This window comes from Thermococcus sp. P6 (assembly GCF_002214525.1).
Taxonomy (GTDB): Archaea; Methanobacteriota_B; Thermococci; order Thermococcales; family Thermococcaceae; genus Thermococcus.
This window is the reverse complement of record NZ_CP015104.1, coordinates 298,756-312,292: the sequence shown is the minus strand read 5'-3', so window position 1 is coordinate 312,292 and position 13,537 is coordinate 298,756. Positions and strand designations below refer to the sequence as shown.

15 protein-coding genes are annotated in these 13,537 nt (G+C 57.0%); 8 read left to right on the top strand and 7 right to left on the bottom strand.

All coding sequences use genetic code 11. The features are described from left to right. Nucleotides 1-2: 2 nt before the first annotated feature. Both gcvPB and gcvPA read right to left on the bottom strand, forming a co-directional pair. Complete coding sequence (gene gcvPB, locus A3L12_RS01670) at nt 3-1,511, bottom strand: aminomethyl-transferring glycine dehydrogenase subunit GcvPB (RefSeq protein ID WP_088881994.1); 1,509 nt, start codon at nt 1,509-1,511, stop codon at nt 3-5. Beyond that, entirely contained in the window at nt 1,512-2,852 is a 1,341-nt protein-coding gene (gene gcvPA, locus A3L12_RS01665) for an aminomethyl-transferring glycine dehydrogenase subunit GcvPA (RefSeq protein ID WP_088881993.1), read from the bottom strand. A 79-nt stretch (nt 2,853-2,931) separates the two neighbouring features. Between gcvPA and A3L12_RS01660 the strand changes: the two genes are divergently transcribed. After that, nucleotides 2,932-3,609 (top strand): HAD family hydrolase, encoded by a 678-nt coding sequence (locus A3L12_RS01660; protein ID WP_088881992.1) that lies wholly within the window; start codon nt 2,932-2,934, stop codon nt 3,607-3,609. On the opposite strand, the gene A3L12_RS01655 is transcribed toward A3L12_RS01660, so the two are convergent. Then, nucleotides 3,601-3,885 (bottom strand): hypothetical protein, encoded by a 285-nt coding sequence (locus A3L12_RS01655; protein ID WP_088881991.1) that lies wholly within the window; start codon nt 3,883-3,885, stop codon nt 3,601-3,603. The two genes, A3L12_RS01660 and A3L12_RS01655, sit on opposite strands and share 9 nt — an antisense overlap. Before the next feature lie 91 nt (nt 3,886-3,976). Here A3L12_RS01655 and A3L12_RS01650 point away from each other — a divergent pair, with 91 nt between their 5' ends. The 4 genes from A3L12_RS01650 to A3L12_RS01635 are packed head-to-tail and all read left to right on the top strand — an operon-like array spanning nt 3,977 to nt 6,419. After that, on the top strand, nt 3,977-4,657 hold the full coding sequence (locus tag A3L12_RS01650; protein ID WP_088881990.1) for a metallophosphoesterase: 681 nt from the start codon (nt 3,977-3,979) through the stop codon (nt 4,655-4,657). Nucleotides 4,658-4,703: 46 nt separating this feature from the next. Further along, entirely contained in the window at nt 4,704-5,471 is a 768-nt protein-coding gene (locus A3L12_RS01645) for a hypothetical protein (RefSeq protein ID WP_088881989.1), read from the top strand. 43 nt (nt 5,472-5,514) lie between these two features. Beyond that, nucleotides 5,515-6,222 carry a PrsW family intramembrane metalloprotease gene (locus A3L12_RS01640; RefSeq protein ID WP_088881988.1) on the top strand — a complete coding sequence of 236 codons (708 nt, stop codon included), beginning with the start codon at nt 5,515-5,517 and terminating at the stop codon, nt 6,220-6,222. Continuing rightward, the gene (locus tag A3L12_RS01635; RefSeq protein ID WP_088881987.1) at nt 6,219-6,419 is read left to right on the top strand and encodes a hypothetical protein; all 201 of its coding nucleotides are present in this window, start codon (nt 6,219-6,221) and stop codon (nt 6,417-6,419) included. Before A3L12_RS01640 ends, A3L12_RS01635 begins: the two co-directional genes overlap by 4 nt. 41 nt (nt 6,420-6,460) lie before the next feature. Here A3L12_RS01635 and A3L12_RS01630 read toward each other — a convergent pair whose 3' ends face one another. Together A3L12_RS01630 and A3L12_RS01625 are read right to left on the bottom strand one after the other, a co-directional pair. Further along, complete coding sequence (locus A3L12_RS01630) at nt 6,461-7,207, bottom strand: glycerophosphodiester phosphodiesterase family protein (protein WP_088881986.1); 747 nt, start codon at nt 7,205-7,207, stop codon at nt 6,461-6,463. 11 nt (nt 7,208-7,218) lie between these two features. Then, nucleotides 7,219-7,944 (bottom strand): glycerophosphodiester phosphodiesterase family protein, encoded by a 726-nt coding sequence (locus A3L12_RS01625; RefSeq protein ID WP_232462899.1) that lies wholly within the window; start codon nt 7,942-7,944, stop codon nt 7,219-7,221. Nucleotides 7,945-8,032: 88 nt separating this feature from the next. Between A3L12_RS01625 and A3L12_RS01620 the strand changes: the two genes are divergently transcribed. The 3 genes from A3L12_RS01620 to A3L12_RS01610 all read left to right on the top strand — a co-directional run bounded on the left by A3L12_RS01620 (nt 8,033) and on the right by A3L12_RS01610 (nt 11,612). After that, nucleotides 8,033-9,355 carry an SLC45 family MFS transporter gene (locus A3L12_RS01620; protein WP_088881984.1) on the top strand — a complete coding sequence of 441 codons (1,323 nt, stop codon included), beginning with the start codon at nt 8,033-8,035 and terminating at the stop codon, nt 9,353-9,355. An 83-nt stretch (nt 9,356-9,438) separates the two neighbouring features. Further along, nucleotides 9,439-10,740: an MFS transporter gene (locus tag A3L12_RS01615; protein WP_088881983.1), complete on the top strand. Its 1,302-nt coding sequence runs from the start codon at nt 9,439-9,441 to the stop codon at nt 10,738-10,740. A 2-nt stretch (nt 10,741-10,742) separates the two neighbouring features. Next, a complete protein-coding gene (locus A3L12_RS01610) occupies nt 10,743-11,612 on the top strand; it encodes an alpha/beta hydrolase (protein WP_088881982.1) in 870 nt (289 codons plus the stop codon). Between the two features lie 229 nt (nt 11,613-11,841). Here the strand turns inward: A3L12_RS01610 and tmk are convergent, their stop codons facing one another. Further along, nucleotides 11,842-12,465, bottom strand: a complete 624-nt coding sequence (gene tmk / locus A3L12_RS01605) for a dTMP kinase (RefSeq protein ID WP_088881981.1) — start codon at nt 12,463-12,465, stop codon at nt 11,842-11,844. A gap of 94 nt (nt 12,466-12,559) precedes the next feature. Beyond that, nucleotides 12,560-13,267, bottom strand: a complete 708-nt coding sequence (locus tag A3L12_RS01600; RefSeq protein ID WP_088881980.1) for a phospho-sugar mutase — start codon at nt 13,265-13,267, stop codon at nt 12,560-12,562. Nucleotides 13,268-13,537: the final 270 nt, after the last annotated feature.

Genomic DNA, 13,537 nt, shown 5'->3' with positions numbered 1-13,537 from the left:
AATCAAACGTCAACCTTTCCCTTCTCCTTCAGCTCCCGGTACATGCGCCACGTTATTATCGGCCTCCTTGCGGCCAGAACGTCGTCCACCCTTCTAACTGCGGTGTTGTGGGGTGCGCTCTTGACCACTTCGGGATTGCCGTAAGCTTCCTCGCTTATCCTCTTCAGTGCCTCGACGTAGGCATCTATCTCCTCCCTGCTGACGGTTTCCGTGGGCTCTATCATGAGGGCCTCGTGAACTATCAGGGGGAAGTACATGGTCGGTGCGTGGAGACCGAAGTCGAGCAGCCTCTTGGCCACGTCGAGGGTACTGACGCCCGTCTCCCTCTTCATTGGCTCCGCAGAGAATACCACCTCATGCTTCCTGAGCTTCTTGTGGGGCAGTTCGTAGCCCCTCGTGCCCTCGAGTTTGCGGGCGAGGTAGTTGGTGTTGAGCACCGCCACTTCGCTGGCCTCCTTGAGGCCCTCCCGCCCCATGATCTTCAGGTAAGCGAGTGCCCTCACCATGACGGCGAAGTTCCCGTAGAATTCCTTTACCTTACCTATGCTCTTTGGAACGTCGTAGTCGAGGTAATAGCGATCCTTTTCTTCATCATACCCTACGAGGGGTACCGGCAGGTAGTCCCTGAGGAAGTCCTTCACACCAACGGGACCGCTTCCCGGACCGCCGCCACCGTGGGGCGTGGAGAAGGTCTTGTGGAGGTTCAGGTGGACCACGTCAAAGCCCATATCCCCGGGCCTGATCTTACCGAGCACCCCGTTGAGGTTTGCACCGTCGTAGTAGAGCAACCCCCCGGCCTCGTGCACTATCCTCGCTATCTCCAGTATCTCATCCTCGAAGATGCCGAGGGTGTTGGGGTTGGTGAGCATAAGCCCCGCCGTCCTATCGCTCACCGCGTTTTCGAGTGCCTCAAGGTCAACGGTTCCCTCCTCGTTTGAGGGTATCTCAACGACCCTGAAGCCCGCCATTGCGGCACTTGCGGGATTCGTCCCGTGGGCTGAATCCGGCACGAGGATCTCGTCCCTCTTTGTATCCCCTCTGTCGAGGTGGTAGGCCCTTATTATCGAAACGCCCGTGAACTCGCCGTTTGCTCCAGCCGCCGGCTGTAAGGTGAAGCGATCCATTCCGGTTATCTCCTTGAGCCACTGCTCGAGCTCCCACATTATCCGGAGTGCTCCCTGAACGGTTCTCTCGTCCTGATACGGGTGAACATAGGCCACCTTCGGGTGCCCGGCTATCTCCTCGTTTATCTTCGGGTTGTACTTCATGGTGCACGAGCCGAGGGGGTAGATGCCGCTGTCAACCCCGTAGTTCATCTCGCTCAGGCGGGTGTAGTGTTTGACCACCTCGGGCTCGCTGAGTTCCGGAAGGTTGAGCGGGCTCTTCCTCTTCAGCTTCTCGGGGATCTCGACGTTAACGTCCTCGATCGGCCGGGGGAGGGTGTAGCCGATTCTACCCTCACGTGAGAGCTCGAAGATGAGCGGTTCATCCCATTTCGCCTGCCTGAACATTCAGGCCACCTCCCTCAGTACCTCTATCAGAGCATCGACCCATTCCCTCCTCGTGGTCTCCGTGGCGGCGAAGAGGGCGCTTTCGCCCAGCTCCGGGAAGTGAGGCCTTAGGTAATACCCGCCGTGGATGTTCCTCTCGAGGAGGGCCTCGTGTATCTCCCCATAGGGCTTTTCGAACCGCACCGGGATGTCCTTGAAGTTGATTCCCTCGAAGGGGATTTCTGCGACTTCCGAGAGGCGTTTCTTAAGGTAGGCTGTGTTTTTAAGTATGACCTCTCCAAGCTCCCTGAGTCCCCCCGGCCCGAGGCTGGCGAGGTGTATCGCGGCAGCGACGGCAACGAGGGCCTCGTTGGAGCATATGTTCGAGGTTGCCTTTGCCCGTCTTATGTGCTGTTCCCTCGTCTGGAGCGTCATAACGAAGGCCCTCTCCCCGTCCCTGCTTTCCGTCATGCCGATTATCCTCCCGGGCATCTGGCGGATGAGCTTCCTGTCGTTCCTTGTTGCAAAGATGCCCGCCCTCGGTCCGCCGAAGTTCATCGGGCTGCCGAAGTACGCGGCCTCCCCAACGACCACATCGGCACCGAGTTCGCCGGGAGCCTCGACCACTCCGAGTACCGTCGGATCAACGCCCACCACGAAGAGGGCCCCGGCATCGTGGGCCACTTCGCCGATTTCCCTCAGGTTTTCCTCGAGTATTCCGAAGAAGTTGGGAACCTCCACGTAGACGCCCGCGGAGCCATCCGCCTCCTTCCTGAGAATTTCGAGGTCGAGCTGCCCTCTTTCGTCCCATGGAACTTCAACGACCTCAATTCCCGGACCGGAGGTGTAGGTGCTGAGGACCCTCTTCCTTTCCGGGCTGAGGTGCTTCGGCACCACGAACCTCTTCCTTCTCGTCACGCGGGCGCTCATCAGGGCCGCCTCAGCCACGGCCGTTCCCCAGTCGTACATCGAGGAGTTCACCACGGGCAACCCGACGAGCTCCCCTATCAGGCTCTGGTACTCAAAGAGGGCCTGAAGCATTCCCTGACTTATCTCGGGCTGGTAGGGGGTGTAGGAAGTCAGAAACTCGCTCCGCTCGATGAGGTATCTGACGTGCGCCGGGATGTAGTGGAAGTACGTCCCTGCCCCGAGAAAGGACGGCATCTCCAGAAACGTCCTGTTCTTCGAGAGGACTTCACCGAGCTCAAGGAAGACCTCGTATTCGCTCTTTCCTGTGGGAAGGTTGAACTCCTTGACCATTCCACCGGGAACGTCCGAGAAGAGATCTTCAATGGATCTCAGGCCCATCTCCTTCAGCATCTCCTCCTTACCGGCGGAGTTCGGGATGTAGTGTTTCGCCATGTCCATCACCTTTAAAACGCTTCACCGGGAGTTAACGGGTGATAAATATATGCTTTGTGATGGGCCAAGGGGGATCGCCATGATAGTCGCCTTTGATTTCGACGGAACGCTCGCAGATACGTATTCCTGCATGGAGGAAGCCTTCCGAAGGGCTCTGGAGAGACGCTACGGCTGGCTGCCATTCAAGGGCCTCTGGGCGAAACTCCTCACGAGGGTGGAGAGCCACTTCGAAAGGCCGAGGTTTGGAAGCCATAGGGGGACCTCGAAGCCACCCTTCTTCCTCAGGGGAAGGCTCTTCGAAACGTGGTTCGAGGAGAGGGCAAGGTTAAGCGAACCCATAGACAACGCTCCGGAGCTTTTGAGGAAACTGAGGGAGGAGGGGCACGTCGTGATATCCTTTTCCGCCGAAGATTCCATAGACGGCATGAAGGTCAGAAGGCTCAGGGCGATGGGAATCTACGATCTCTTTGACGACGTTGTGGTCTTCGGGCGGGAGATGACGCTGGATGAAGCCTTCGAACTCGTCCGCCGTAAGTACGGAGGGGAGACCTTTGTATGGGTGGACGATAAGCCATGGCGATTCGTGGGCCACGGGGACGAGAACACGGAGTACGTGTGGTACTACTTCCCCTTCACGGCGAGGTTCGTTGAGAAGAACCCCGGGATGCTCGAATCCATATCGAGGCTCCACGTGATAAGGGACCTCTGGAGCGTGCTGGACGTGATAGAAAGGGTAAGAAGGGAGCGCTCATCCTGAGTCGGCGTTCGTGTATTCAAGCGTGTCCTCGACGAACTCATCGTAGGTTTCTTTATCCACCTCTTCAAGCTTCAGCTCGAACTTCCCGCCGAGTGACCACCTTACGGCAACCTCGCCCGAATCCGTTTCGGCCACTATCAGACCGAAGGGAAGATCCCCGGCCCAGTGGTGCTTGGAGAAACCCACGGAGAAGCCCCTCCGCCCGAGCTCCTCAAGTATAATTCTGTAGGTTTCTGCCGGCCCGTAGGGGCTCCTTGCAAAACCAACGTAGGGCATTTCTACTCACCAGCCTCCATTCAGTGGGGAACTTAAAAATGTTTTCGGCCACCCTAACAAAGTTTAAAAGTCCCAGACCGGAGGTTGATACATGAACTTCAAGCCCCTTCCCGAAAAGGCCCTGAAGCTCGGGAGTTACCTCATCGTGGCGGATCTGCATCTCGGCTACGAGGTCAGCATGGCCCGGGAAGGCTTTTACCTCCCGAGGGTGTTCCACGAAGTCGTGGGGAAGCTGAAGGGGCTCCTCAAAAGGGAGAAACCGAAGGGGCTCATCGTTAACGGTGACCTCAAGCACTCCTTTGTCCCGGAGTGGAGGGAGAGGAAGGAACTGAAGGCCTTCGTGGACGAGATATCGCCCATGGTCGAGGAGATTATCCTCGTCAGGGGCAACCACGACGTCGGAATCCTCTGGCTCAGGGAACTGGGTGTTGAGATCGTCGACGAACTCGAGATCGGGGGATGGAAGCTGGTCCACGGCCATAAACTCCTTGAGGATGAGAGGTTCATCATAGGGCACGAGCACCCGGCGGTAAGGCTCAGGGATGAAGTGGGGGCCCTCGTCAAGGTTCCCGTCTTTCTGGTGGGGGAGAGCCTTGTAGTCCTCCCGGCGTTCAGCCCATGGGCCTACGGAAACGACGTGCTCAGGGAGATAGTCTCCCCCTTCCTGCGCAGGTACGATCCGCTGGATATGAGGGTTCTGGTTCCTCTGGAGAGGGAGCTCCTCGACTTCGGCAGGCTGGGGGATCTCGTGAGGGTGATGAACTCGCTCTGATGCCAACCTTTTAATACCACCAGTTCAACCCTCTCGAGGTGGTGAAATGAAAGGTCGCATAGCTATAACGGGTGCGTTACTCATGATTACCCTCCTGCTGTCGGGCTGCATCTCTGGAGGGGGCGGTCCCACGGGAACCTCAACAGAGAGTCCAGCCAAGAACCTGCCCTTCACGAAGGAGAAACTTGAGGACGTTGCCTCCCGGATAGAGAGCTACAGATACGTTATGGACGTCAAAACCTACAACGGGACCGAGCTGGTTGCAACGCTCCACTCCACAGTTTCCGTGGACAAAAAGAACGGAGAGAGAGCCTCCAGCACGATAGGCGAAAGGATACCGGTCAACGGAACGGGCAGGCTGCTGTACGCGGTTTACTACTACACCAACAAACTCGGCTCGGTCACCCTCACCAACAGGAGCGGTCTCGTGAGCTGGGAGTTCTCGTGCAACGGGGCCGATAACCGGTCCACGGGGTCCACCCTTCTCGACAACCTCTGGAAGGACTTCCCGCTTGAAAACGCAACCCTAACAACCGAAGGAGATTACTACCTCCTGACCGTTAACCGAACCCTCTGGAACGAGGGCAACGGGAAGGACTACGACGGGACGGTAACCGTAAAGCTGACCGGAGATCTCGTACCCGTTGAGATCGTGCAGAAGGCCTACTACGAAAGGGACGGTGAGAGGTGGGTCGATGAGGTGAGGGTGGAGATAGAGGAAATCAACTCGACCTCTGTAACGCCCCCGCGCCCCCTCGTGGATTACCTGAAGGAGAAGGGTTTTACTCTGGAAGAACTCTTCGATGGATGCTAAAACTTTAAATCCCCTCCTTCAATTTTCTTCTGGAGAGATGACCATGAACGTGTTAAGCCTGCTGGTGTTCTTCGCCTACGGGCCTGCCCTCGTTATACTCTGGTACTTCTACCACGCCGACAGGTACGAGCCCGAGCCAAGGAGATACGTGCTGGGAACGTTCCTGCTGGGGGGAACGCTCTCCGTCCTTATCGCCTACGTAGTTGAGAGCTTCCTGACCCTCGGGGGCATTGTAAAGCCGATTCTCCCGCTGACAGCCTTCTACGTTGCACTCGTTGCGGGTATCGTTGAGGAACCGGCCAAGGCCCTCGCCCTGCGGTGGCCCTTCAGGGCCGGTCAGATGGACGGCATAATGGACGGCCTCGTTTACGGCGTTGCGGCCGGTCTGGGCTTTGCAGCCACCGAGAATTTCCTCTACGGAATGGGCTACGGCGTTGCCGTGACGCTCGTGAGGGGGCTCCTGACGCCCCTTGCCCACGCAACATGGAGTGCCATAATCGGCGTTGGCTACGGCCTGAAGGCCGAGGGAAGGGTGCACACCCTCGAACCCTACTTCAGCCTCGCGATACTGCTCCACATGACATGGGATTACTTCGCCTTCCTGAGCGTGAGTATCCCGGCCTACAACGTTCTCCTGATACTGCTGATACTCCTCAACCTCGCCATACTCCGCTACTTCATGATTATAGGTGAGGCCGAGGATGCCTCCCGCCGCTTCTACTACTGGTTCAAAAGGAGGGGTGGAATGTGAAGCTGGAGGAGGCGCTCTTCGAGGCGAGGCCCTACGTTGAGTACTACAAAAGGCTTGAGAGGACCGTAAAACGCCTGTGGGAGGAGTCAAAGGACGGGGAAAACTTCGTCCGGCTCGTGGAGAGGGAGATAGCCCGCTCGGAGGAGCCCTTTAAAACCGATCTCAGGATATTCCTCCAGAAGTTCCGGTCCCTCTGACCTTTCTCCATCCCGAGAAGATGCAGAGGAAAGGGCCAGTATCATCTGAGCCTCATGCTTTTGAGCCGTTCGAGCATCCTTTCCACGTCATTGGTTATCACAACGTCGAACAGCCCCTTAAGCTTTTCAAGGTTCCCGTTTTCGTAGAACAGGGAATCGTTTCCGGCCCATAGGACAACCCTGAGTCCCAGGGAGCGCGCCCACCTCAGGGCCCCCAGAGTCTTCTCGAGCCCGAGCAGGGGTAGGGCATCCACGGGCACGTTTATCGACCAGAGGCCGAGCTCCTCCTTCAGCTTCGGTACCAGGGGAACAGCGTCCTCGCTTCCTATGAGGAGGCCCATTCTGGCCTTTCCACCCTGTCTCCGGTATTCCCTCAGGGCATCAACGCTGAAGGAAGAGACCATCACCCTCCCGGGGTTGTTCTCGGCAACGATTTCAACGACCCTTCCGACGGCATCGGGATCCTTGAGTTCGACGTTGACGAGGACCCCTTCAGGAAGAACCCTGAAAACCTCCTCGAGCGTTGGAATGCGCTCCCCCATCCCCAAGTCGGCCCCTTTGAGTTCCTTCAGGGTCATGTCCTTCTGCCTTCCGGTCATGTCGCTCGTTCTGTCGATGGTCTCGTCGTGCATCACCACGACTTCCCCGTCCCGGGTCAGCCACACGTCCAGCTCGATTCCATCCGCTCCCGCCTCTATCGCCTTCCTGAAGGCCAGAAGACTGTCCTCGGGGTATTTGGAGGAGTAACCCCTGTGTCCGAGGACGATAACTCCCTTCCTTTCCCACATGGACATCGCCTTCATTCGGTGGCGCCCTGAGGTAAAAAGCTTTTCCTCAGCCTCGCAGGGTCGTCGGATATCAAAACGTCCGTAACAGAGATGAGCCTTGGAACCCAGAACATCTCGTCCATGCGGTAGTTCCAGAGGTAAACTGCAAGACCGCGCCGTCGAAGGGCCCTCAGGATGGTCATCAGGGGCCTGTAGCCTATGTAGGAGACGGCATCGATCGGCACGTGGACGGAGTGGATACCTTTCAGGCGAAGCAGCCGGGGAACGGAAGAGTAGCCCACTATCGAGAACCCGACCCTGCATTCGGGACACTCCCGGAGGACGGTCCGCACTATCTCCGGATCCTCCGAGGAGAACACCGCCTTCTCGAGGGCATTGTACCTTTCAACCAGCCGGAGGGTTTCTTCAACGGTCTCGATCTCCTTGACGTCAACGTCCATCCTAACCCCTTTGAACTCCCTCACAACCTCCCCGAGGGTGGGGACCAGCCTTCCCATCGGGTGCAGTCTCCTGAGCTCCACCAGACTGAGGTCCCTCAAACTGTGGGAAAAACCGTCGGCGACAAAGGAATCGTCGTGGTGAACGAGGACCTTTCCATCGCCCGTGAGCCTCACGTCGAACTCTATCCCGTCCGCGTATTTCAGGGCCCTCCTGAAGGCGGGCAGGGTGTTTTCAATGCGCCCCCTGAACCCCCTGTGGCCCAGAATCACCGGGCCTTCCCTGTACACACGTGCCACCCGCCCCACCGCTCAAAAGTGAACTCAAAAGTCTTAAAAGTTTCCCCCGTGTATCTTCCCCGTTAACGAAATCCCGGGGGTGAAATCTTTGGAGTTCAAATATTCGAGGATATTCCTTCTCGGTTTTGGCTTTTTCGGGATAAGCATAATATGGGCCCTTTACAACGCTTACGTGCCTATATTCCTTCAGGATACCTTCCATCTAAGCAGAACCGTGACGGGCTTCGTGATGACGATAGACAACCTCTTCGCCGTCCTGCTGCTTCCCTTCCTCGGGGCGCTCAGTGACATGACGAGGACGAGACTCGGCCGCAGGAAGCCCTACATACTCCTCGGCGCACCGTCGGCGGCGATAATGTTCGCCCTGATACCCGTTGCAAGGGCCCACGAGAGCCTCGCCCTCTTCATGGGAACCATCGTCTTCATGAACTTCTTCATGGCCCTCTTCCGCTCCCCGGTCATCGCCTTTATGCCCGATATAACACCGAGCGAGAAGAGGAGTCAGGCGAACGGGATAATCAACTTCATGGGCGGTCTCGGGGCTCTGCTGGCCTACTTCGGGGGCAAGTTCCTCTACGACATGAACTACGCCTATCCCTTCTACGTGGGCGCCGCGTTGATGCTCCTCGCCAACCTGCTGGTGGTTCTCCTCGTTCCCGAGCCCGAGGAATACCGCGTTCCGGGAGAGAAGATGAAGATAGGAAAGCTCCTATCGGAGACGTCCAGAAAGAGCTTCGGGGAGCTCGGGGAGAACCTCAGGGAGGTGTTTGCGAGCCACGAGAAAAGCCTGCTGGCCATTCTACTTGCCATCTTCCTCTGGTTCGTGGCCTTTAACTCCCTGGAGACCTTCTTCACGAGCTACGCCAAGTACCACCTCGGGATAGAGGAGAGCACCGGCGCCTTCATGATCGGTATGTTCTCCCTGAGTTTCATGATATTCGCTATTCCCGCGGGGTTCCTCGGTGCGAGGATAGGCAGGAGGAAGACGATAACCCTCGGGCTCGCAGTGGTGGTGGCCATACTCGTGGCGGCCTATTACATCGGGGAGAGCCAGCACCCGGCCTCCAGCTCCCTGAACGATCCCGTGGTGATGACATTCATGGGGCTGTTTTTCATCGGTGGCATAGGGTGGGCCATGGTTAACGTAAACTCCCTGCCCATGGTCGTGGACATGACCACGGAGGAGAAGCTCGGCGGCTACACCGGACTCTACTACTTCTCCAGTCAGGCGGCGAACCTCGTAGCGCCACCGCTGGCGGGGGCCTTCCTTGACGTCATAGGCTACACCACCCTGCTGCCCTTTTCGATAACCTTCTTTCTGCTGTCGGCGATTGCTATGCAGTTCGTCAGAAGGGGGGACATCGTCGCGCGGAAGGGAGAGGCGCTGGACTACGTCCCGGACGTGGACTGAATCCTTTCATTTTTTATCCCGCAACCGAAAGCGTAAAAACTTTCCTTCAACATAAATAAACCTGAAAACTGGAGGTGAAAAGGTTGGAGCGTAAGGGATTCAGCTGGGGTGTCGTTCTGGGTATTGCACTGCTTGGCTTCAGCAGGAGCGTCGGCTGGGCCCTCAACAAGGGGCTCTCGTTCCCGCTGCTGTCCACCTACACCGGTTCTGCCTTCGTTAAGGGAACCATACTGGCAACCGAGGGATTGATCGGCCTCTTCGTGCCCGTCCTCCTCGGTTATTACAGCGATACGCTCAAATCAAGGTACGGCAGGAGGAGACCCTTCATAATGATCGGGGGGCTTCTTGCCGGAATAATGGCCCTGATGATATACGTGAGCTACGCCGCGGGCCTCCCCCTGTGGGGCTTTGCCCTGACCCTCGCCCTGTTCTACTTCTCGATGCACATCTACACTGCCCAGTACAGGGCCCTGATGCCGGACACGATCGAGAGCGGGCAGAGGGGAAAGGCGAGCGGTGTAATAACCCTCCTCGAGTGGGCGGGCAACCTGTTCCTCTTCGGCCTCGCCGGCTTTCTGATAGCCAAGGCGGTAGAAGCCACGGGGGAGAGCGAGGGTATAAAGGCCCTTACCCAGACGCCTTACCTCAAGATGCCCTTCCTGTTGACGGCGCTCTTCCTGATAGGGGCGGCCCTCTTCGTGTACTTCATTGTCAGGGAACCGGAAAGCCCCGAGATCGAGGAAAACGAGAGCCTTGGGGAGTACCTCTGGAGCATAGTCAGAAAGCGCGATTTCCTCAAGTTCTACACCGCCCAGACCCTCTGGTGGATGAGCTTCGAGTTCATAGGAATCTTCCTCTACGGCATACTGGCCTACATACTCCACGGTTCGGCCACGGAGGAGAACGTGAAGGCCGTTACCTCCCTCGGGCTCTACCTCATGGCCCTCTTCAACGTTACAGTGCTCCTCGGCGCTCTCCCCGGGGGAATAATCTACGACAAACTCGGGAGGAGGCTGAGCATAGTCCTCGGTGGCCTTACCTTCGCCCTCCCCCAGCTCTGGGGATGGTTCATAACGACCGAGACCCAGATAGTGGTGGCCCTCGGAATCGCGGGAGTGGGATGGGGAATCCTGATGGCCGCTTCCTACCCCGTGATAGGCGACCTGCTCACGAAATTCGAGAGGGAAGCCTTTACGGGGCGTTACTACGGCTTCTTTGAGGCCACGAGATCCCTCCCGGTTCTCCTTGCGGGGACCATCGGCGGTGCGATAGTTGACATGGCCGGCGGGAACTACCGCGTGCTCTTCCCAATCGGAGCCCTGCTCGTCCTGCTCGCGATGCCCATGATATGGCTCATGAAGAACCTTGACGTCGAGGAGGGTTGAGGATGGTCTGGCTTTACATTCTGATCTTTCTCCTTCTGGCCTTTATCGGCTTTTCAGTCTTCGTCGGGTATAAGATGGTCAAACCCGACCGTTTCATCAGAGAATGGACACCTAAGGACCTCGGTTTTGATTACGAGGATGTTGAGTTCACAACCGAGGACGGGCTGAGGCTCAGGGGCTGGTGGATAGACAGGGGAAGCGAGGGAACCGTCATCCCCCTCCACGGCTACACGAGGAGCAGGTGGGACGAGGTTTACATGAAGGACACCGTAGAGTTCCTCCTCAAGAAGGGTTACAATGTCCTGACCTTCGACTTCAGGGGGCACGGGGAGAGCGAGGGAACCTACACGACCGTTGGGGATAGAGAGCTCATGGACGTTGAGGCTGCCCTGAGGTGGCTCACCGAAAGGCACCCGGAAAGGGCCCGGAAAACGGCACTGATCGGTTTCTCAATGGGGGCCATGGTTACGATAAGGGCACTGGCGGAAGCCGGGGGAGTCTGCTGCGGGGTGGCTGATTCGCCTCCGATCTACGCCGACAGAACCGGTGCGCGGGGGCTGAAGTACTTCGCAAACCTTCCGGAATGGCTCTATTACTTCGTTAAACCCTTCACGAAGCTCTTCAGCGGGGGCAAGGTGGTGGACGTTATGGCCTACTCGGATCGCGTTAAAAAGCCGCTGCTCCTCATTGCCGGGGAGAAGGACCCCCTCGTAAAGGTCGATGAGGTGAGGGAGTTCTACGAGAGGAACAAAAGGGTAAACGGGAACGTGGAGCTCTGGGTAACCGACGCCCCCCACGTCAGAACGCTGAAGCTCCATCCGGAGGAGTGGAAAAAGAAAGTCGGGGACTTCCTCGACCGGTTCATGGCTTAGTTTCCTGCTTTTACTCCAATCCCGGGCGGAGTCGCGGCCATCCCCCGGACCCGAGTCAAAACGGCCTCGGCTAACCCTCTTCTCCTCACCGCTCAGCGTGGCTAACGCTCGTCATCGGCCGAAAACGTTAAACCCCAAGGTTTTAAAAAGAATCCGCAAAAGGTTTACGGGGGATGAAGAGCGTTTACCGGTCGGAGATCGATGAAGAGACTGGCACTGGCCGACCCCCTCATTTTCCGAAGAGCTCGTGTTCGACCAGAGCCACTATATCCCTGTGAACGTCTTCAACCCCGGCGTGGGCGTTCACTATCCTGATCTCGGGGAAGCGCTCTGCCAGCTGGAGGTAATTCTCACGCACCTTCCTCTGGAGCTCCACTATTCTGTCGAACTCCGTCCTTATGCTCCTTCCGTTGATGCGCTTTATGCTCTCCTTAACCGGCAGGTCGAGGAGTATCACAAGATCCGGCCGTACCGCAAAGCGGTTCAGGTCCACCAGCCACTCAAGGTCCAGTCCGCGGGCCCACTGGTAGGCGAGGGAGGAGTAGAAGTAACGGTCCGATATGACAACCTTTCCCGCCTTAAGGGAGGGTTTTATGATCTTTGCAACGTGTTCCGCCCTGTCAGCAGCGAACAGAAGCGCCTCCGCCTCGTGGCTTATTTTAGCACCATCTATTATTCCCTCCCTGCCACCGGTGAGAACGAGCTTCCTTATCAGTTTTCCAAAGGCGGTATCGGTCGGTTCTTTGGTCAGAACAACTTCCCGGCCCCTATGCCTGAACCATTCCGCCAGAAGCCTTGCCTGAGTTGATTTACCCGCACCATCGATGCCCTCAATGACGATGAAAGATCCCACAGACGCCACCTCCGATATGACCCGGGTGGGGGATACGCTCTTTTAACACTTTCCTCTAAAATTTTTTAAAGGATTTAAAAAGAGGCGTAAAAATTTAAAGGTTCTTCTTCATGTGGTCGAGGAGCTTCCACATGTTACTGAACTCGAGCTCCTCACCGTCTTTGTGGAACTCCACGATGCCCTCGGGTCTGAAGCGCATTCCGAAGTCGTAATCGCCCTTCACGAGCTTGTGGAGGAATACCTCCTTCGGCTTTGGAGGAAGGTAACTCGTCATCATGTCGTTTATGAGCTCAACCTCAAAGCCAAAGTGGTCGCTCATGCGCGGGAAGAAGAGAACTGCGGGGGTGTTCATGGCATCGACGAGGGCCCTGCCCTTCACCCTGAAGCTGTAGTGCTTGAAGATCTCGTGGAGAAAGTCGTCGAGGGCGTTTGGATAGTAAACCGTTGCCCCGATATCGTTGGGCTGCGCCTCTATGAAGTTCCTACTCTCGAGTATGGCCTCGATCTCATCGACATCGAACCCGCTCACGTGGACCCTGACACCGTTGTGATAGTAAACGTAGGCAAAAGGAAGACCCTTTCCCATGGCAAAGTCCCTGAGGGCTATCAGGGGTATTAGACGGACGTCCATTATGGTCGAGCCCGTGCTGACTATCCCAACCACCATGGCCCGCTTTCCGTATCTGGATATGGCCCTACCGTCCCTTCCGACTATTATCGTTCCCTGGGATATCGTCCCCATGGCCCTTCCGAGAAGGGCGAGCTCCTCGGGGTTAAAACTCTTGGAATGATACACTTCCACCTTCATCACCTCAATCAGGGAGTATCATGCTCTCCTTACCGGTCCGGATTCCGGCCAGATCCCGACGCTGGAACAACTCTACCGGGTTCCGTAACAACCCCTGCCCCCGGCCAGAATGACCGCCTTCACTGCGAGCACCGATAAGAATCATAACCGGTTTGTTAATATAGTTTACGCCGGGATAGAAACCCGTTCCCGAACGATAATCTTTTTTTCGTCAGATGACGATTGGCAAGACTTTTTAAGTCCACCCCCGATCCTTTATCACCC

Coding starts and splice junctions, on each gene's coding strand:
- A3L12_RS01650 (WP_088881990.1), top strand. CDS start 3,977: ATGAACTTCAAGCCCCTTCCCGAAAAGGCCCTGAAGCTCGGGAGTTAC.
- A3L12_RS01660 (WP_088881992.1), top strand. CDS start 2,932: ATGATAGTCGCCTTTGATTTCGACGGAACGCTCGCAGATACGTATTCC.
- gcvPB (WP_088881994.1), bottom strand. CDS start 1,511: ATGTTCAGGCAGGCGAAATGGGATGAACCGCTCATCTTCGAGCTCTCA.
- A3L12_RS01640 (WP_088881988.1), top strand. CDS start 5,515: ATGAACGTGTTAAGCCTGCTGGTGTTCTTCGCCTACGGGCCTGCCCTC.
- A3L12_RS01645 (WP_088881989.1), top strand. CDS start 4,704: ATGAAAGGTCGCATAGCTATAACGGGTGCGTTACTCATGATTACCCTC.
- A3L12_RS01655 (WP_088881991.1), bottom strand. CDS start 3,885: ATGCCCTACGTTGGTTTTGCAAGGAGCCCCTACGGGCCGGCAGAAACC.
- A3L12_RS01610 (WP_088881982.1), top strand. CDS start 10,743: ATGGTCTGGCTTTACATTCTGATCTTTCTCCTTCTGGCCTTTATCGGC.
- A3L12_RS01630 (WP_088881986.1), bottom strand. CDS start 7,207: ATGTGGGAAAGGAAGGGAGTTATCGTCCTCGGACACAGGGGTTACTCC.
- gcvPA (WP_088881993.1), bottom strand. CDS start 2,852: ATGGCGAAACACTACATCCCGAACTCCGCCGGTAAGGAGGAGATGCTG.